The sequence below is a fragment of the Staphylococcus sp. HMSC056G08 genome, assembly GCF_001812305.1.
GTDB lineage: Bacteria > Bacillota > Bacilli > Staphylococcales > Staphylococcaceae > Staphylococcus > Staphylococcus simulans.
The window spans coordinates 21241-42078 of record NZ_KV808417.1 but is presented as its reverse complement, the minus strand read 5'-3'; the positions used below and the strand labels follow the sequence as shown (position 1 = coordinate 42078).

Sequence of the window (20838 nt, the reverse complement as noted above, 5' to 3'; positions counted from 1 at the left end):
AATATTAAGTGATATTGAAGAGGAGGGCGTTATATGCCTTGGACATTAGATGACTATCCAAATACTTGGAAGAACTTAGATAAGTTAGAACGCAAGAAAGCGATTGATATCGGTAATGCGATGTTAAAAGATGGTTATGACGAAGGTACATTGATTCCGATTGCGACAAAACAAGCTGAAGAATGGTATAAAAATGCGTCGAAAGAAGAACTTGATGAGTTAAAAAATAAAAATATTACAAGTCATCAAAAAGATAAAGACGCACGTCCGGAATTAAATGAAAATGATGTCGAAGTCTATAAAGAAGATAACGAGTGGAAAGTCAGAACGCATGGTGCGAAACAAGCTGCAGATAGTTATGATAAGAAAGAAGAAGCGGTTAAACGTGCCAATGAAATCGCAGATAACCGTGGCACAAAAGTACATGTTAAATCTTAAATTAAGTGCACGATAATGATTATTTAAAACAGGACTTGGGTATTTTAAAAGTACCGATTCACAGTATGCAATATAATAAGAAACTGAGCGCGTTGCATTGTGAATCAAGGGAGCAACAGATACGTTATTATAGAAGAAAGCCTCTTAACAAATTGCGTTAAGAGGCTTTCGTTTGTCTAATATACTGTTGTTTATGCTTGTGTGATTTGCCATCCATAAGGTTCTGGTAGTTGAGACCAATCTTGATCGTATTCTTCTGTTGTTAGTAAGCATTCATCTAATGATTTTGTTAATACTTCTTGGTCTAAGTCTGTACCGATAATCACAAATTGTGTATGGCGGTCGCCAAACTCAGGATCCCAGTTTTCACGCACATCTTCACGTTCATGCAAGATTTCACGTTGTTGTGCTTCAGACATTGCCGCAACCCAGAAAGTAACAGGATGGATAGAGACTGAAGAACCTGCTTGTGACATTAAGCACGCCACATGATTATATTGTGCTAACCAAACAATACCTTTAGCACGTACAATTGTATTCGGCATATTTTCTAACCACTTATGGAAACGTTCTGCGTGGAATGGCATTCGACGTTCATATACAAATGAAGCAATACCGTATTCTTCTGTTTCTGGAGTATGTGTCGCATGACCGCCTTCTGTTAATTCTTGAAGCCAGCCTGCAGAGTTTGATGCAGCTTCAAAGTCGAATAAGCCAGTGTTTAACACATCGCTCAGTTCAACTACTGAATTTTGTGTACGGATGAATTTCGCAGTTGGTTGTAATTTGCGTAAAATACCTTCTAGTTTGTTTAATTCTTCTTCTGAAACTAAGTCTGTTTTGTTTAAGACTAAAACGTCACAGAATTCGACTTGGTCAATTAATAAATCAGCAATAGTACGTTCATCTTCTTCACTTGTACCTTGATCGCGGTCAACTAATAAATCTTCTGATTTGATGTCGTTGATGAAGCGGTTCGCATCAACAACAGTAACCATTGTGTCTAAACGGCAGATGCTTGTTAAATCGATACCAAGTTCTTCATCGATATATGAGAATGTTTGTGCGACAGGTACAGGTTCAGAAATTCCTGTTGATTCAATCACGATTTGATCAATGCCGCCACGTTTAACAATATTTTCAACTTCTTTTAATAAGTCTTCACGTAATGTACAGCAGATACAACCGTTAGAAAGTTCCACTAATTTTTCATCAGTACGTGAAATGCCCCCGCCTTCAATTACTAAGTCTTTATCAATATTCACTTCACTCATGTCATTAACAATGACCGCAATGCGTAAGCCTTCTCTATTTTGTAAGATATGGTTTAATAAAGTTGTTTTACCTGAACCAAGGTACCCACTCAGTACCGTTACTGGTATTTTAGCCATAAATAAATCCTCCTATTTATATATACACGCGTTTAATCGTAATTATTACGATTTATATTGTATAGAAAAAAAGAACGGTGCGCAAGGTGATGAACCTAAACTATGAATGTTTAAAAATAAAGAATTGTCTATTAAATATGCAGAGACTCGTTTTGTATCTTTTGAAAATTTATGCGCAAATATTCGTTTGTGAATTACAAATAATTAATTTTAACTACAAACTTCGTTATAATAAAGATGTCTGAAGAACGGGGGATTATTATGTATGTAGAGAGAAGAGAAACACTTAACCTTAATGCGCTTAAGGAAGATTTAAAACGTAATATCACAAAGTTTCAAGAACAAAATTATCGAATTGAAGAGCTCGTGGACTTTGTGAGCTTACATCATTTGTATGCATCAGCGTTAGAAGAAGTCAGTACGAAGTTGAGTATTTTAGATAATGACTTCCAAATCTTATATGAACATAATCCAATTCATCATATGGAACGACGTGTTAAAGAAATCAGCAGTTTAGTACGTAAGCTGGAAACAAGGGGATTGCCAGTAACGACTGACTCTGCACGTCAAAATATTACAGATATCGCTGGAATTCGTGTGGTATGTAATTATTTGGAAGATATTGAAGTCGTAGCTTCTTTATTATTAAGACAAGCTGATGTTAAATTATTAAAACGTAAAGATTATATAGAAAATCCTAAAGAGAATGGCTATCGCAGTTTACATCTTGTAGTATCAATACCGGTGTTCTTAACAGATACGGTTGAGTATGTACCAGTCGAAATTCAAATCCGTACGATTGGTATGGATATGTGGGCCAGCCTTGAACATAAATTACGTTATAAAAATGCGACAAATACAGAAGTTTATAAAGATACATTAAAAGAATGTGCTAAAGAGATCGAAACAGTAGAGTATAAGTTGCAGAAAATGCATGGAGACATTTTAAAACAGGTCAGCCATGAAGATTAATCGGAAAGAAGTTGAGTCTATGAAGATTCAACTTCTTTTTTTATGAAAAAATCAATGTAATGTACACAGAGGTACTCAGATGGTTGGTAAATTAGTTATTTGGTATATTTAACCGAAAAAATCCAAAAAAACTTAAAAAAACTTTGAAAAATGCATATTTAGTACTTGATTTATGCATAAATATGCGTTATAATTACATATGTAAGGTTGATAGAGGCGATAACTAAAGGAATTAAGTTATTTGACTTTAATTGACCAAATAATAATTATACAAATTTTAACTTGAAAACAAGACATGAAATTGCAAGGACACAATAGATAATGTAGAAGTAGAGAAATAAAAAGAACATGTAATATTAAAGTGTTTTGAATCTTTGACAAGGTGGGTATATTTGAAATGTAAGAAGTAGTTTATCTTGTCAACTAATTGAATATCCGAATTTAAAGCACTTATCTGTTAATAATATGACTCGCACAGCGAAAAAGTATTGTGTACTTGCCACAGGAAATAACATAAATGGAAGTGTAAAACAGTTATTTTAAGTCAGACAGAGATTCTTAAAATAATGGAATTTTACCAATTAACGGAGGTTATGAATATATGAATAACGGATTTTTCGGAAATGAATTTGACTCAATTTTTAGAAGAATGATGCAAGATATGCAAAATGCAGATGGAAATAAAAAATATTATATTAATGGTCGTGAAGTATCACCTGAACAATTACAAGCATTACAACAACATCAAGGTGGTCACCCTTCACAACAAGTACAAAGTGCACAACCAGGACAAGCTGGCGGTGGACAAGGCGGCGAAGACTATTTAGAAAAAGTAGGCCGTAACTTAACTGAAGAAGCAAGACAAGGCTTATTAGATCCAGTAATCGGACGTGACAAAGAAGTTCAAGATACTGCAGAAGTATTAAGCCGTCGTAATAAAAACAACCCAATCTTAGTCGGTGAAGCTGGTGTAGGTAAATCAGCAATCGTTGAAGGATTGGCACAAGCAATTGTGAAAGGTAATGTACCAGCAGCAATTAAAGATAAAGAAATCATCTCAGTAAACATTTCTTCATTAGAAGCAGGTACTCAATACCGTGGTGCTTTCGAAGAAAACATCCAACAATTGCTAGACAGCGTTAAAGAACGAAAAAATGTCATCTTATTCTTTGACGAAATTCACCAAATCATCGGATCAGGTTCTACTGGCGGAGATTCAGGCAGCAAAGGCTTATCTGATATTATCAAACCAGCATTGAGCCGTGGTGAAATTTCAGTTATCGGTGCAACTACTCAAGACGAATATAGAAACAACATCTTGAAAGACCCAGCTTTAGCACGTCGTTTCAACGAAGTAGTTGTTAAAGAACCATCAGCACAAGATACAATCAAAATCTTAGAAGGTGTTCGTGAAAAATTCGAAGAACACCACAATGTAACATTACCTGATGATGTATTGAAAGCTTGTGTAGACTTATCTATCCAATACGTGCCACAACGTTTATTACCGGATAAAGCATTAGATATCTTAGATATCACAGCTGCACATTTAGCTGCACAAAATCCTGTAGTAGACAAAGTGGAAGTTGAAAAAGAAATTAAAGAATTAGAAGATAAAAAATCTAAAGCAGTCAGCGAAGAAGCTTATTCTGATGCAGACAAATATCAAAAAGAAATCAAAGAATTACAAGACAGACTTGAATCAGGTCACGGTGAAGGTTCAACAGCAACTGTTCAAGATGTAGCAGACACTGTAGAACGTATGACTGGTATTCCAGTATCACAAATGGACGACAATGATATTGCTCGTTTGAAAAACATTTCTAAACGACTAAAAAGCAAAATCATTGGTCAAGATAAAGCAGTAGATATGGTAGCTCGTGCCATCCGTCGTAACCGTGCAGGTTTCGATGAAGGTAACAGACCAATCGGCAGCTTCTTATTCGTAGGTCCTACTGGTGTAGGTAAAACTGAATTAGCAAAACAATTATCAATCGACTTATTCGGTAATAAAGAAGCGCTTATTAAATTAGACATGAGTGAATACATGGACCGTACAGCTGTATCTAAATTGATTGGTACATCTGCTGGTTATGTAGGTTATGATGATAACTCTAATACTTTAACTGAAAAAGTTAGACGTAACCCTTACTCAGTCATCTTATTCGATGAAATCGAAAAAGCGAACCCACAAATCTTAACTTTATTACTACAAGTAATGGATGACGGTAACTTAACAGACGGTCAAGGTAATGTCGTAAACTTCAAAAATACAATCATCATCTGTACTTCAAACGCAGGTTTCGGTGATGAAGATGAAAAAGATCGCGAAGCATTAATGGACGACCTTAAAAAATTCTTCCGTCCAGAATTCCTTAACCGCTTCAACGGTATCGTAGAATTCGTTCATTTAGACAAAGATGCATTACAAGATATCATCAACTTATTATTAGATGATGTTGCTGATACACTTGATAAAAAAGGTATCTCACTTGAAGTAAGCCAAGATGCTAAAGATTGGTTAATTGATCAAGGTTACGATGCAGAACTTGGTGCACGTCCATTACGTCGTGTGGTTGAAAGAGAAATTCGTGACCGTATCACAGACTACTACCTAGAACACACAGATGTGAAAGACATCGAAGTAACACTTGATGGCGATGACATCTTAATCAACGGTGAAAAAGTAGATTCTCTATAATCCACCACGATTGAATAATTAAATCACATTTAAATTTCACGCTCTCATCTATAGAAATATGGATGAGGGCTTTTTTATTACTTTCTTGTAAGCGATTGCAATCTTCGAAACTTTGTATTAATATACTTGTATACAAGTATGTAGAACGAAAAGAGGTGCGTGATGGAAAAACAATATCCGAAACAATGGTTAGCGAATATGACAACAGGGGAAACAGTTGCGGCTGAGTTACGTTTGAAGATTATCAATGGTGAATTGACATCAGACGATGCCTTGACTGAAAATCAAGTCGCTAAACAATTCAATGTCAGTCGTTCTCCTGTGCGTGATGCGTTTAAATTATTGAAACAAGATCAATTGATTCGTTTAGAACGTATGGGGGCAGATGTCTTAACGTTTGGAGAAGCTGAACGTCGTGAAGTGTATGATTTACGCATTATGATGGAATCTTTTGCGTTTGCGCGTATTAAAGATGAAGAACGTGCAGCGTTAGCTAAAACTATGCGTAAGCATTTAGAGATGATGAAAGTAGCGGTACAGTTTGAAGATGCAGAATCTTTTACTGAACATGATATTTTGTTCCATGAAGTGTTAATTCATGCGACGAAGCACCGTTATTTACTCAGCAGCTGGAATAATATTAAACCTATTTTATTGTGTTTAATCTTGTTATCGATGCGAGATAGAATGCAGACGGACCCTGATGATTTTGAAAGAATTCATGCCAACCACGAAGTATACGCACAAGCCGTTGAACATAACGATACGACATTATTACGCGATGCATTCCATCGTAATTTTGATGATGTCGGAGATTATATCAGCGCATTATTTTTAGAGAAGAAATAAGGAGGTCAAACCATGCAGTATATGATTGGAGTCGATATTGGCACAACGAGTACGAAAGCTGTTCTTTATGATGAAAATGGTCAATATTTGTTAAAACATAATATTGGTTACGACATGCAGACACCAGATGTCGATACCTCTGAAGAAAATCCAGATGAAATTTTTGATGCCGTTTTAATGACGATTAAAGCAGTCATACGAGAAGGCAAAGTAGGACCAGATGATGTGAAGTTAATCGCATTCAGTGCACAAATGCATAGTTTAATTGCGATGGGCAACGAACAAAAACCATTAACACAAAGTATTACTTGGGCCGATAACCGCGCAAGTCGACATGCTGAAGAAATTCGTCAACAACATCACGGACACGAAATCTATAAACGTACAGGGACACCGATTCATCCAATGTCGCCGTTATCTAAAATCTATTGGTTGAAAGATGAGCATCCAGAGATTTATCAACAAGCGACAAAATATATTGATATTAAAAGTTATGTCTTATATCAACTTTATGGACGCTATGTGATGGATCATTCTATCGCTTCAGCAACAGGTATGATGGACCTTGAAACATTGACATGGGATAAACCAGCATTAGATTTGCTTGGGATTACACCAGAACAATTACCAGAACTTGTGCCGACAACATATATCTTAAAAGGAATGAAACAACGCTATGCGACACTATTAGGTCTAAACAAAGAAACACCTGTAGTTATCGGCGCAAGTGATGGCGTATTGTCAAACTTAGGTGTGAACAGTTTCAAGAAAGGCGAAGTAGCGGTTACTATCGGTACATCAGGTGCGATTCGTACTGTGATTGATCATCCAAGAACAGATGAGAAAGAACGTATTTTCTGTTATGTCTTAGATGAAGGACAGTATGTGATTGGCGGTCCAGTAAATAATGGCGGTATTATTTTACGTTGGTTGCGTGATGAATTGCTTGCGAGTGAGGTAGAAACAGCGAAACGTCTTGGTGTCGATCCTTATGATGTTTTGACAAAAATCGCAAGCCGTGTAGAACCAGGTGCGAAAGGTCTGATTTTCCATCCTTATCTTGCGGGTGAACGTGCACCTTTATGGAATGCGGATGCAAGAGGTTCGTACTTTGGTTTAACGTTATCACACCAAAAAGAACATATGATTCGTGCAGCGCTTGAAGGTATTTTATACAATCTGTATACCGTTTATCTTGCGTTAATTGAGATGATGGGTGAAACACCAACGGCCATTAAGGCAACAGGTGGTTTTGCGAAAAGTGAAATGTGGCGCCAAATGATGTCGGATATTTTTGACACGGATTTAATTGTACCTGAAAGTTATGAGAGCTCTTCTCTTGGTGCGTGTGTTCTAGGACTGAAAGCATTAGGAGAAATTGAAGACTTTTCAATTATCGAAGACATGGTCGGAACAACACATGCACATCAACCGAACCAAGAAGCGGTAGAGATTTATCAGCAATTGATTAGTATTTATATTGATTTGAGTCGTAGTTTGGCTTCGCAATATCGTAAGATCGCAGATTTCCAAAGAAAACATTTATAAAAACAAAAAGCCATGAGCCACTGAGAAAAAGCAGTTGAAGTGTCTACCCATAATTATTAAGCACTTCGGCTTTTTCTTTGACTACTGATGTAAACGCTGTCAGTATAGGTGCTCATGAGGAAAGCGAGGAAAAGTTATGTTTACAGAAATTTGGCCGTTAATCACGGTGGTCATTGGTATTTTAATTTTATTAGCACTCATTATTGTATTGAAGTTGAACACATTTATTTCCTTAATTATTACATCAATGGTCACTGCGTTGATGTTAGGTATGCCGTTAGATAAAGTCGTTGAAACCGTCGAAAAAGGTATGGGCAGCACGCTCGGACATATCGCAATTATCTTCGGTTTAGGTGCAATCTTAGGTAAGTTGCTCTCTGATGGTGGCGGTGCAACACGTATCGCAGATACCTTAATTGATAAATTTGGAGAGAAACATGTCCAATGGGCAATGGTTGTCGCTGCCTTTGTGATCGGGATTGCGTTGTTCTTCGAAGTTGGACTTGTACTATTAATTCCTTTAGTCTTTACTCTAGCAAAACGTACGAAAGTATCTCCACTTAAAATAGGATTGCCGATGATTACAGCGTTATCTGTAACGCATGGCTTCTTGCCACCACACCCTGGTCCAGTCGTTATCGCGAAAGAATTACATGCTTCATTAGGTGAAGTATTATTATATGGTTTCATTATCGCGATTCCAGTTACGATTATTGCAGGTCCGGTATTCGGTAAAATTGCACAAAAATTAACACCGACTGCTTATACAAGAGAAGGTGACATTTCATCATTAGGTGCACAAAAAGAATTTAAAGACTCAGAGATGCCGGGCTTTGGTGTCAGTGTGTTAACTGCGACACTTCCTGTTATTTTGATGTTAATCGCTACAGTTGTTCAATTGATTACAGGGAATGTAGACAATTCTAAAAATGCATTTATCGGTATTATCAACTTTATCGGTACAGCTGATACAGCGATGTTGATCGCGGTACTCTTTGCGATGGTTACAATGGGTATCCGACAAGGCCGCAACAACAAAGCGATTATGCAGTCTGTAACAGATGCGATTTATCCGATCGGTATGATGATCTTGATTATCGGTGGCGGCGGTACGTTTAAACAAGTACTGATTGATGGCGGTGTCGGTGATACAATTGCGAAGATGTTCGAAGGCTCAACGATGTCTCCGATTTTACTGGCATGGATTGTTGCGGCAGTTCTACGTCTTGCGTTAGGTTCTGCGACAGTTGCGGCAATTTCAACAACAGGTATTGTATTACCGTTACTTCAAGCCAGTGATGTCAATGTCGCATTAGTTGTGCTTGCGATTGGTGCCGGCAGTGTAATTTTATCTCACGTTAACGATGCAGGATTCTGGATGTTTAAAGAGTACTTCGGCTTAACAATTAAAGAAACATTCTTAACTTGGTCATTACTTGAAACGATTATTTCTGTTTCAGGACTTATCTTTATTTTATTCTTAAGTTTATTTGTATAGATTTAGAACGCACGTGTCTTTCATTAGATGCGTGCTTTTTTGTTATAGTAAAGATGAAGAGGTGAAGACCATGACACGCATTGTGATAATAGAAGATATTTCGCTTACCGCAAAATACATATTAGAGACTTTGAATCCGGTACACTATGAAATTGTTGTTGTATATGACTCAAATCGAGAACCTGATCAATACCCAGGTATAATTTATCAACCAATGGATTATTTAGACTTAGCACATTGGCAGAAATACATAGAAAAAGAAGATATCGTGCTGATGAATGCATTGCCTGAAATGTTTGGAGATGGTTTGTGGCATGGTAAGCCTCATGTCCTACGTCAATTGATTAAAGATTATGTATGTGCGGCTGGACCACTTGAAGTGATTGAGTATCATGACATCATCGCATATCAAAAAGTGAAGACGAAGCAAGCTGCGTCACTTCAACAAATGTCGGTATCTCAAGACTATACAGCTCATCAAAGTATTACTGCTTATACGCATTACTTAAAGAAAATGTCTTTAGGTCTTATTCAAGTGAAAGGACAACCTGAACGCTTTGATATTCACTTACTCAATATGAAACGTCCTTTGATTGCGATGAATCAAGTGCCATTAACGCATGGTGTCAAACTTACGCTTCAAGCAAACAGCTTGTTGTATCAACCTAAAAGTAACGCCTCAGTTTTTTATTTTATTCAAAAGCAACAATCGCTATATACCTGTTTAACGCATTTTACGCCGCATTTACCTTGGCGCATTTATCAATCTACACAAGCAGTGATACATGAATGGGTGATGCGAGGATTTCGCAGTTATTTAAGACGCTTAAATCAGGGTAACGAGAAGTGAAACAAACATAAAACAAACAATCACATTTAGAAAGGAAGAGGAACATGGAACGTCGCTTATTTGAGTTGTTGAAATGGTTAGTGGAACATCCTACAGAAAGTCCGCCAGCACGTAATACAGATCCGTTGCAAATAGAAATACAAAATTACTTAGAAGGATTAGGCTTTGAAGTCAAACGTGAACCTTTATATGAGAATGACAGTATAGTGGTTGGTGTATTAGCGGGTGAAAATAAGGATGCACCGAAGTTGATATTAAACGGTCATGTAGATGTCGCAAATGTAGAAGATCCTAAACATTGGCAATATCCGCCATTTAAATTAACTGAAGTAGATGATGCAGTGTATGGTCGAGGTGTCAGTGATATGAAAGGCGGCATGGCTTCGCTCTTTTATGTCTTAGAACAACTGCATGCACAAGGATTAAAACCAGAAGGTGACATCATTGTACAATCGGTTGTGGAAGAAGAAGTCGGAGAAGCAGGTACTAAGACGGCATGTGAATTAAGTCCTAAAGCTGACTTGGCATTAGTATTAGATACAAGTGATGCACAAGCGTTAGGGCAAGGTGGTGTGATTACCGGCTGGATTACAATACAAAGTAAAACGACAATTCATGATGGTGCACGCAGCCAAATGGTACATGCAGGCGGTGGCCTACATGGAGCGAGTGCGATTGAAAAGATGGCTAAAATCATTACAGCGTTAAAAGAACTAGAACAACATTGGGCAGTTATGAAATATTATCCAGATATGCCTGCAGGTGCTAATACGATTAATCCAGCGGTTATTGAAGGCGGTCGAAATCCTGCCTTTATCGCAGATACTTGTCGTTTATGGATCACAGTTCATTTCTTACCGGATGAAGATTATCATGAAGTGATTAAAGAAATTGAAGCGTATTTAAATCGTGTGGCTGAAGCGGATGTCTGGTTAAAAGATAATCCACTTCAATTTGAATGGGGCGGTACTTCTATGATTGAAGACCAAGGTGAAATCTTCCCAAGCTTCACACTGCCAGTAGAACATGAAGGTTTCAAAACCTTAGCAAAAGCCCATGAAACCATTCATCACACACCGCTTGAGACAGGTATGTCCACAACAGTGACAGATGGTGGTTGGCTAGATGATTACGGTATTCCGACGATATTGTATGGCCCGGGATTATTAACAGAAGCACATAGTGTGGATGAGAAAATCAATAAACGAGATTTAACGGAGTATAGTGCGGTATTATTGGAATTCTTAAAAGATTGGTATCAACATCCTCAGTCAGCATCAACCATGAAAAAGCAGTAGGCAGAAGAAAATGGAAAATAGAAATGAATAAATGAAAAGACCCGCGGCTTGCGGGTCTTTGCTTATTTCTCACACTTTATTGATATGAGACTTATCTTAAGATTTAAATGTATTTTTTAAACGTGAAATCCAATTACGTCTTGGTTGAGACGTACCCTTGGGACGCGCCTCAGTAAATGGTGTTTTGTGTTTGATAGCTTTTGCTAATTCAACTGCTTGATGCATCAAGTAAAGTTGTGAATTTAAAGGCAGTTGATTGTTGTTAACGTAATGGTAGACGCCATTCTTATCTTGATAACGACCTTTTTGGTTATCAGATAATTGTAAGTTCACAAAGTTTAATAAGCGTTCTCTGATTTTCGCATCATGAACAGGGAATAAAATTTCTACACGTTTAATCATGTTACGTGTCATCGCATCTGCAGATGATAAATAGATTTTTTCATCTCCATTGTTATGGAAGTAGTAGATACGAGAATGTTCTAAGAAACGACCTACAATACTTACAACTTCGATATTGTCGCTCACGCCTGGAACACCAGGTTTCAAACAGCAGATACCACGGATAATCAATTGAATTTTAACACCTGCTTGTGATGCTTCAAATAACTTTTTGATAATCGTTTTATCTGTTAAAGAGTTCATTTTCATAATGATATGACCATTGCCATATTCTTGATGATTTTTGATTTCAGTTTCGATACGTTCTACGAATACATCACGAATATCAAACGGTGCTACAATCAATTCATTGTAGTGAGGTTTGATTGAATAACCGCTTAAGTAGTTGAAGAAGTTAATCGCATCTTCAGCAATACCTTTATGTGTTGTGATGATACCCATATCTGTATAGATTTCCGCTGTTTTATCGTTATAGTTACCAGTACCTAAGTGTACAAAGGGTACAAGACGACCTTTTAAGCGTTTAACCACTAATGTAATTTTACTGTGTGTTTTCAGATGTGTCATACCGTAAATTACATGACAACCTGCATCTTCTAACATACGTGCCCAATGGACGTTGTTTTCTTCATCGAAGCGGGCTTTCAATTCAACAAGAACAGTGACTTGTTTACCTTGTTCAGCCGCATATTTCAAACTTTTGATAATCGGTGAATCTTTGCTGACACGATACAATGTTTGTTTAATCGCAATTGTATCAGGATCTTCAGCAGCTTCACGGATGAAGTCGACAATCGGTTCAAATGATTCGTATGGGTGATGGAAGAAAATGTCACGTTTTAACGCTAAATCATAGACATCATTGTAACCTAATGATTCAGGAATTTGCGGCGTATAACGGTCATAACGTAAGTTTGGCAGTTGTGGTGTTAAATAACCAACTAAACCAAATACCATTGTTAAATCTAATGGACCATCCACAAAGTAAACATCATCGTCATGAATTTCTAATTGTTCTTTTAGACCTTCAATGTCTAATTCATTTGTATTACGTGAATCAACTTCTAGACGTACAGCTGAACCGCTTTTACGCATTTTCAAGAAGCGTTCGATTTCGATTAATAAATCTTCAGCACCGTCTTCATGAATTGTTAAGTCAGCATTACGTGTAATACGGAATGTGAAAGTTTTTCTGATGTCATAGCCTTGGAAGAGGAATTCAATGAAATAATCGATAACATCCTCAACCATTAAAACGTATTGTTTATCTTCATCTTTTAAAATCATGAAACGATCAATTAATGATGGAATTTGAACAATTGCTGTATTTGTTGTTTCATCAGTATCTAATTCTACAAAGATATTCAAACTTTTATTAACAAGCTTCGGGAATGGATGATATGCATCAATGCCCAGTGGTGTTAACGTCGGTAAAATATTATTTTTGAATTCTTGTTCTAATTCATTTTGTAACGTTTCATTTAAATCTTGTGGTTTGGTAGTAATCACATTATATTCGCGTAAACGATTCGTCAATTCGTTATAGCGTTCGTACTGTAAATCAACAAGTGGCGTATTTTTTTCTTTTATAGCAGCCAGTTGTTGTTTAGGTGTCATTTGAGATTTGTTCTCGGGTTTGTTGAAGTTCATTTTAACTTGGTCTTGCAGCCCAGCTACACGGACCATAAAGAACTCGTCTAAGTTAGATGCGAAAATCGCAATAAAATTTAATTGTTCTAATAAAGGATTTGTTTTGTCGCTCGCTTCTTGTAAGACACGATAGTTGAAGTCGAGCCAGCTTAATTCTCGGTTATTGTAAAACTCTGGTTTGTTGAGATCTTTTTCAACGACTTGATTTTCCATAATGACCACCCCATGGTAAGTAAATAGACTTTATTTAAATAAAAAAATTGAAATGACTATGTTCTGTGATGTCATTCAGAGATGTCAGTAATTGCAATTTAAATTTTATATTGAACGCTCAAGTGCAACTTGTTGTATAACTTATTTCATTGTATACAAATGCTTAAATCCACAGAAACATCCATTTGTAACTTAACATATTAATGTTAAGATTTTGTAAAGTTTATTGATACTTTTCCTTTTAATACTTTTTCTAAGTGTTTCTTTTGACGGTTTGCTTGATATTCTTCTGCAATCGGATGACCGGTGTAATAGGCATTTAAAGTATAATGCTCTTTATCATTTTTCACGAGTTCAATACGTTTGATTGGATTGGTATGTGACACATTCAAGGCATCGATGAATTTTAAAATACCGCCAAGAGATTGTAAGTCGCTTAGTTGGTCACTGTTCAACCAACCGGTTTCATCATTATAGAATTTTAATAAGCTTTTATTTTTAAAGCTTGCCATTAACGCTAATTGAACACGATCATGGTGACTAAAACCATCAATCATTGAGTTTGAGATAATGTAATACGTATGTTGTGATGCTGAATCGGCATCGATAAAACGACCTAAATAATAAATATAAGCCGCTTGTTTAAAAAGGCGTTGGTCTTTCTCAGATAATTTGATAATGTCTTGTTCTTTTAATTGATCTAATAAGTCACCAGCTAAAACGACACGTTGTTTGGCACCTACACCTTCATGTTTATAGGTGTTAGACAATTGATATAATGCACGGTTACGAACGTTAAAACGATCAAAAGCATCTTTGATCTTTTGGTTGAGTTGATACATCACATAACCTTCACGTAAACCTTTTCTAGAGAAAGTGAATTGTGTCGCATCTACTTGTTTGAATAATGCTTTAAAGACAGCGACAGCAGGTAGAATGATATCTACACGGTCACGACTTAAGCCGTCTAAGTTTGTTAAGTCGTCACGTGAACTGTCTTCAATTAAATCAAAAACTTGATTTAAGTCATCACCCGTCATGGTATAACAATGCACGCCGCCAATAGGGTAAGCGACTTCAGATTGATGGATACGTGCTACGTTACGTGCAGAACCGCCGACACCGACTAAAGCTACTTTTTGGTTATTGATCCAATCAAGTGAACCAAAGGCTTTGTCTAAGAATTTCTGCATTTTTTTAATCGCATCTTTGTCATTATGATCTTTACCTTCAAAGAATTTACGAGATAAAGTAACGACACCGAATGGGAAACTGTGAGAATGAATTAACTCTTTTCCTTTAAATAACGTAACTTCAGTAGAACCACCACCGATATCGACAGAAAGTCCATCTACAATGGCAGTAGAGTTAATAATCGCATAGAAACCGTAATAAGCTTCATCTAATTCTGGAACAATAGATAGTTTCATACCGATTTTTTTCTTCACTTGTTTTAAAATGTCGTCTCTGTTTTTCGACTGACGAATTGCAGCTGTCGCAATCGGATGCAGTTCGTCTACTTTATATTCATCTGCGACTTTCTTAAAGCTTTGTAATGCTGAAATTAAGACATGAACACCTTCATCGTTCATTGTTAAGTCATCTTCTAAATATTGACTTAAACGTGCAGGTGTTTTTATATTTTGTATTTCCGTAAGGCCTGTTTTACTATCGTATTCAAACACAACTAATCTAATGGTGTTTGAACCGATATCGATTAATCCAATGCGTTTCATGAGAACCCCCTCTGATTGCTTAGAAGCAGTCAGCAGACGATTAATCAATTTCTGTCCTGGTAAAATCATATGACTAACTCCTTCTTTTAGAAAAAATGAGAACGCTTAATGCCTGATATGACAACAAGAGTCACATTCTTTACTCACTTTAATTTTATCACAAAACATTACATTCTACATTAACTGTATAGACTAAAATGATAGTAATATTCATTATTTTGAACAAGCAATCGCGTACACTTTAAATTTTCAAATAGGACATAAAAAATAGATAATAGAGATACGTGGAAATGAAAAAAGGTGGTATAATAATTTTATTAAATGGATAAGAAAAGAGGGAACGATATGAAACGCAGCCTTCTCTTTATGGGGATAATTATGTTGAGTCTTTTCGTCTTAGCAGCTTGTGAAAAAGAACAATCCAAAACATATCAAGGCGAATTAGCGGGGGCAGATGTCATTGATACTTTAACTTATAAAGGCGATAAAATGGTTAAACAATCAATGATTATGACAATTAAGTACGACGAAAATGGACTTTCGAAAAGTGATGCTGAAAATATTTTAGCTAAACAAGAAAAAGTGTTCGAAGGTTTAAAAGGTGTTAAATACAAAAAAGATATCAAAGAAGACAAAGCAGTTCAAAAAGTAGACATTGATTATAAAGAAGCAGATTTAAAACAGTTATCACATAGAGTCGGTGTGACTGGGCCAAAAGAAGGCAATGACTACGTCGATGTTAAATCTGTAGAACGATCATTGAAAAAATCTGGTTTAACTGTTAAAAAACCACTCAGCGAAGAATAATCTCATCATAAAAACAGCAAGTCACTTCAGTGTGATTTGTTGTTTTTTGTTGCTTTTAATCAGATACTAAACATTAAATATAATACTAAATATAGATTTTAACGTGATTAAATAAGAATAATTGTTATAATCAAATTGGTAATGATGGAGAGCTTTCGATTCTTCCTAAAGTAATCAATTAATTTGATAATTTAAAAAGAGAGGCTAACTATGTTAAATATCCAAGATTCAAATTATTTTAAGAGAACTATTAAAATTTTCGTCGTAGCAATGACTCTTATTTTAATTGCTTTTGTGTTATCGCTTATCTTTAGCCCATCAATTGAAACTTTTAAAAGTATATCAAGTGGTTTACCTTCTAACCTTGAGGATGCACAAGAATTAAATAAAGTTTGGGAATATATATTAAATAATGGTGGCCGTGTTCCGCTTCAAATGTTTATATTTTCCTTAATTCCAATACCATTTTTGTACTGTTTAAATATAATTTCTACAAGCATAGTTACAGGTATCATGTTTGGATTTGCAATTCATTTTGATTTTAATAAAGGGATTATTATGGTCGGATCCGCAATTCCCCATGCAATTATAGAGATATTTGCCATGTGCATCGTTATTAGTGGTTTATATAAATTAAATCAAGCAATCGTCAGAAAGATAAGCAATTTATTTAGAAGTAATAAAAAGCAAAATTTTTCATTTAAACTAGCTTTAAGTAATTTGCTAAAAGTATATCTTCTAGTTGCTTTACCTTTATACATACTCGCAGCGTTTTTAGAAACATACTTCACAGATTTCATATATAATCTTTTCACTTAAAGACAATGTTGCTATATTTTAATAGTCGGCATTAGGATGATATTTTTGTCTGATTTTTGTTGAACATTAAGAATGAATTTTTGAAAATATACACAAAAATCACATTAAATAAACGAGTGATATGTTATAATCTTGTTTTGAAACGAAAGCAAGCAGTTAACGTATAAGTAGCTGCTTAGAAAAGGTGATATCGTGAATGAAAACGAACAACGTCCATTAGCTCAGACACAAGATAATCCTTATCAGTCAAATCGTGTAATGAAACGAGATTTTTGGTTGATTCCGCTGTTCTTCCTTGTGATTCCATTAATTACTGCACTAGTGATGTTTCCATTACGTTTAATATATGAAAGCCAATTTGGTGATTTAACAAGGCATACATTTATATTGTTGAATGTGATCGGCAGTTTAGTAGGTCAAATAGTGGTAGTACTGATTTATTACTTGATGCATCGAAAATATATCATACCAATTGCGAAATCACGTTTTGCGAAAGTAAAACGCTACGCTTGGGTGTTGCTTCTTACATACTTAGCGATGTCTGTTGCACAAGCAATCTATGGTGGGTTGATGTTATTACTACCGAAACATCTACAATTTGATAACACACAAAACCAAATGATTCTTCTTCAACTCTTTGATAATCCTTGGGCATGGCCAGTTTTATTTATTGATATTGTGATTTTGACATCGATTATAGAAGAATTGATATTCCGTCATTTAATTATCCATGAACTCGGTAAGAAAATCGGATATACAGCTGGCGCTATTTTATCCATTATTATATTTGCGGGTATTCATGTAACAGGGGCTGTCTCGCCATTTGAATTCGGTGTATATGCGATCATGGCAGGTGCATTAGTCTTTGTTTATATGTATTCACGTCGTAATTTAGCGGTATCTATTGCTTTTCATATGATTATTAATGGTATTGGCTTTATTGGCATAGTCGGTCAGTTCATTATGGATAAATTTTCATAATATAAAAGTATAATCAAACACTCTAAAGGCTGCATATGCAGTCTTTTTTCATTTCCTAGGAAATAATTAAATTAAATCGCGCATTATATAGACTTTGATGGTTAAGATAAGTTTTTAACGTTTTATGATTTATTTATGCAAATCTGATTCAGTTTTGTACAATAAAGAAAACAACAAGAGGTGACAACATGACACAAACAACAAAGACACTAGAAAATCCTTTTGACTCAACTAAAGTTATGAAACGTGATTTCTTCCTATTTCCATTATCTTTCTTCTTATTATTTGGTGCGGCAGTACTACTGCAACTTGTGCTTGGTCTTTATTATGGTGCCACTAATCGAGAAGTTCCGATGATAAAGTATGAAGAGTTTGGCGGTATCGCACAAGATGCCTCAAGTTTAGGTTTGTTATTCATTTTCTACTTAATGCATAGACGTTATCTGATACCTATCGCGAAAGAGAGGATCAGGCGTGCATTTAAACTATGGTATCTAATTATTGGCGGAGGTATTGTGGTTTTCACTTTAAATGCCGGTATAGGATACCTTATGGAACATGTGTTACACCTAGATAATACGCAAAACCAAGCTATGATTGAAGCTATGTTTGAACATCAATGGTTATGGCCATTCTTATTAATCAGCATTGTTGTCCTCGCGCCAATTGTAGAGGAGCTTTTATACAGACATGTGATTATTCATGAACTCGGTAAGAAAATTGGCAATGTTCTAGCAACACTATTATCCATTATTTTGTTCGCAGGTATACATATGATGTATGCGACTTCTATATATGAAGCTTTACCTTATGTGATGATGGGTACGGTCTTTTCTATTGTTTATTTGATGAGTCGAAAAAACTTAGCGGTTGCGATTTTGCTTCATGCCTTCAACAACGCAATCGGCTTTATTTTATTTTTCTTTTCTTAAGTCATAGATATGCATGAACACTGGCTAAGTATAAAGTCAGTGTTTTTATTCTATACTTAGATAATTGTCATATTTTTCAAAATTGAAATATGTTAAATTGTATAAGAAAGGGAATAGAAAGGTGATGGATAATGTCATCTCTCTAGATTGAAGAAAAGGAGCAGTAGTATGGCGATTTTAGAATTAAAAGATGTGTGCTACAAAGCGGATAAACGTCTGATTATTGACCATTTAGACTTAACGGTTAAAAAAGGCGAAAAAATCGCAGTTGTAGGACCATCCGGCAGCGGGAAAAGTACGCTGTTTCATTTGTTGTGTGATTTAATCAGTCCGACGAGCGGTCATATGTATTATAACGGCAAGGAATACGATGCGTATGAGCCGGAAACATTACGTCAACGTATCAGTTATATGCCGCAAGAAACAGATTTATTTGATCGTACAATCGGAGAAAATTTAGCGTTTCCTTCTATTGCGCGAAATGACAAATTCGATAAAGACAGAGCGTTAAAACTATTATCAGAATTTGGTTTAGGTCATTATGATTTAGACACTAACGTTGAGTTTTTATCTGGAGGAGAACGTCAGCGTATCTGTTTAGCACGTCAGTTGATGTACATACCAGATGTTTTATTATTAGATGAGGCCACAAGTGCTTTAGATGCGGATAATACCGAGAAAGCAGAAGATGTTATTTTTGGCTTAGCGAAAGATGAAGGGGTATCAATTATGTGGATTACCCATAGCTATGACCAAAGTATGTCACACTTTGACCGTCGTGTGGATATTGTCGATGGTAAAGTCAATAAAGATAAGAAAGGGGTAATTGATGTATGAGTACAACAGCCTTAGCCCTGACGGCACTGTTATTAATTATCCCGATTGCAGTCTCTATTAAAGAGAAATTAAACATAGCAAAAGATTTAATCATCGCATCGATTCGTGCAGTAATTCAGTTAGTTATCTTAGGTTACATTCTGCATTTCATATTTGATTTGGATGAACCGTGGATTTTAATTTTATTCGTCTTAATCATTATTATTAACGCGTCATGGAATACAATCAGTCGTGCATCTAAAGTGATGCACCATGTCTTTTGGATTTCATTTGTATCTATCTTTATCGGTACCGCAATTCCATTAGCCGTGATTGTCTTTGTGGGCGCTATTAAATTTACCGGTAATGAATTGATTCCCATCGCAGGGATGCTTGCGAATAATGGATTAATTGCGATTAACCTTGCGTATCAAAACTTAGATCGTGCTTTTGTAAAAGAATACGGTACAATCGAATGTAAACTTGCATTAGCCGCAACACCGAAGTTAGCGTCTAAATCAGCAGTAAGAGAAAGTATTAAACTTGCGATTGTCCCAACGATTGATTCAGTGAAAACATATGGTTTAGTTTCTATTCCAGGGATGATGACAGGTATGATTATTAGTGGCGTGGATCCGCTTCAAGCCATCAAATTCCAACTCTTAGTTGTCTTTATCCATACCACTGCGACAATCACAACAGCACTCATCGCAACATATCTAAGTTATAAACAATTCTTTAACCATCGTCATCAACTCATCGGCAGTATGATGGAAGATGAAGACGATGATAACTAAATCTACAATAAACAGAGCTGTAAAGCTGGGAAACTATTTCTGCTTTACAGCTCTGTTTTTTTAGCGAATATTGAAAAATAAATTCATACACTTACATTTTGATTTCAATTCAACTATAATGGAAAGGTTGAAAATATTAA

At 35.8% G+C, this 20838-nt stretch carries 16 protein-coding genes and 1 pseudogene; 14 read left to right on the top strand and 3 right to left on the bottom strand.

Annotated features, from left to right (window positions below; translation table 11 throughout):
- Positions 1-33: 33 nt before the first annotated feature.
- On the top strand, positions 34-438 hold the full coding sequence (locus HMPREF2846_RS00300) for a DUF2188 domain-containing protein (protein ID WP_002479794.1): 405 nt from the start codon (positions 34-36) through the stop codon (positions 436-438).
- Positions 439-629: 191 nt separating this feature from the next.
- On the opposite strand, the gene HMPREF2846_RS00295 is transcribed toward HMPREF2846_RS00300, so the two are convergent.
- Complete coding sequence (locus tag HMPREF2846_RS00295; RefSeq protein WP_070625162.1) at positions 630-1829, bottom strand: GTP-binding protein; 1200 nt, start codon at positions 1827-1829, stop codon at positions 630-632.
- Between the two features lie 261 nt (positions 1830-2090).
- Here HMPREF2846_RS00295 and HMPREF2846_RS00290 point away from each other — a divergent pair, with 261 nt between their 5' ends.
- From HMPREF2846_RS00290 to HMPREF2846_RS00260, 7 genes and pseudogenes are all read left to right on the top strand, one after another.
- Positions 2091-2801: a GTP pyrophosphokinase gene (locus HMPREF2846_RS00290; RefSeq protein ID WP_002479792.1), complete on the top strand. Its 711-nt coding sequence runs from the start codon at positions 2091-2093 to the stop codon at positions 2799-2801.
- Between the two features lie 601 nt (positions 2802-3402).
- Complete coding sequence (locus HMPREF2846_RS00285; protein ID WP_002479791.1) at positions 3403-5502, top strand: AAA family ATPase; 2100 nt, start codon at positions 3403-3405, stop codon at positions 5500-5502.
- Between the two features lie 162 nt (positions 5503-5664).
- Complete coding sequence (locus HMPREF2846_RS00280) at positions 5665-6351, top strand: GntR family transcriptional regulator (protein WP_060803590.1); 687 nt, start codon at positions 5665-5667, stop codon at positions 6349-6351.
- 12 nt (positions 6352-6363) lie between these two features.
- Positions 6364-7899, top strand: a complete 1536-nt coding sequence (gene gntK, locus HMPREF2846_RS00275) for a gluconokinase (protein ID WP_070625161.1) — start codon at positions 6364-6366, stop codon at positions 7897-7899.
- 136 nt (positions 7900-8035) lie between these two features.
- Positions 8036-9397 (top strand): gluconate:H+ symporter, encoded by a 1362-nt coding sequence (locus HMPREF2846_RS00270; RefSeq protein ID WP_070625160.1) that lies wholly within the window; start codon positions 8036-8038, stop codon positions 9395-9397.
- Positions 9398-9467: 70 nt separating this feature from the next.
- Positions 9468-10247 carry a hypothetical protein gene (locus tag HMPREF2846_RS00265; RefSeq protein WP_070625158.1) on the top strand — a complete coding sequence of 260 codons (780 nt, stop codon included), beginning with the start codon at positions 9468-9470 and terminating at the stop codon, positions 10245-10247.
- A gap of 41 nt (positions 10248-10288) precedes the next feature.
- A pseudogene (locus tag HMPREF2846_RS00260) lies at positions 10289-11545 on the top strand (acetylornithine deacetylase); the annotation flags it as partial.
- Between the two features lie 96 nt (positions 11546-11641).
- Here HMPREF2846_RS00260 and HMPREF2846_RS00255 read toward each other — a convergent pair.
- Positions 11642-13810 (bottom strand): RNA degradosome polyphosphate kinase, encoded by a 2169-nt coding sequence (locus tag HMPREF2846_RS00255; protein ID WP_002479785.1) that lies wholly within the window; start codon positions 13808-13810, stop codon positions 11642-11644.
- A 206-nt stretch (positions 13811-14016) separates the two neighbouring features.
- Positions 14017-15546: an exopolyphosphatase gene (gene ppx / locus HMPREF2846_RS00250; RefSeq protein WP_031262477.1), complete on the bottom strand. Its 1530-nt coding sequence runs from the start codon at positions 15544-15546 to the stop codon at positions 14017-14019.
- Between the two features lie 345 nt (positions 15547-15891).
- On the opposite strand from ppx, the gene HMPREF2846_RS00245 reads away from it, so the two are divergent.
- The 6 genes from HMPREF2846_RS00245 (at position 15892) to fetB (ending at position 20698) form a co-directional block, all read left to right on the top strand.
- Positions 15892-16353 carry a DUF1307 domain-containing protein gene (locus HMPREF2846_RS00245; RefSeq protein ID WP_002479783.1) on the top strand — a complete coding sequence of 154 codons (462 nt, stop codon included), beginning with the start codon at positions 15892-15894 and terminating at the stop codon, positions 16351-16353.
- 210 nt (positions 16354-16563) lie between these two features.
- Positions 16564-17172, top strand: a complete 609-nt coding sequence (locus HMPREF2846_RS00240) for a stage II sporulation protein M (RefSeq protein ID WP_070625154.1) — start codon at positions 16564-16566, stop codon at positions 17170-17172.
- Positions 17173-17364: 192 nt separating this feature from the next.
- Positions 17365-18153 carry a CPBP family intramembrane glutamic endopeptidase gene (locus HMPREF2846_RS00235; RefSeq protein WP_083309941.1) on the top strand — a complete coding sequence of 263 codons (789 nt, stop codon included), beginning with the start codon at positions 17365-17367 and terminating at the stop codon, positions 18151-18153.
- Positions 18154-18341: 188 nt separating this feature from the next.
- Entirely contained in the window at positions 18342-19085 is a 744-nt protein-coding gene (locus tag HMPREF2846_RS00230) for a CPBP family intramembrane glutamic endopeptidase (RefSeq protein ID WP_070625151.1), read from the top strand.
- A gap of 168 nt (positions 19086-19253) precedes the next feature.
- Positions 19254-19922: an ABC transporter ATP-binding protein gene (locus HMPREF2846_RS00225; protein ID WP_023015085.1), complete on the top strand. Its 669-nt coding sequence runs from the start codon at positions 19254-19256 to the stop codon at positions 19920-19922.
- Positions 19919-20698, top strand: coding sequence for an ABC transporter permease (fetB, locus tag HMPREF2846_RS00220; RefSeq protein WP_002479779.1), 780 nt, complete (start codon positions 19919-19921; stop codon positions 20696-20698). Before HMPREF2846_RS00225 ends, fetB begins: the two co-directional genes overlap by 4 nt.
- Positions 20699-20838: the final 140 nt, after the last annotated feature.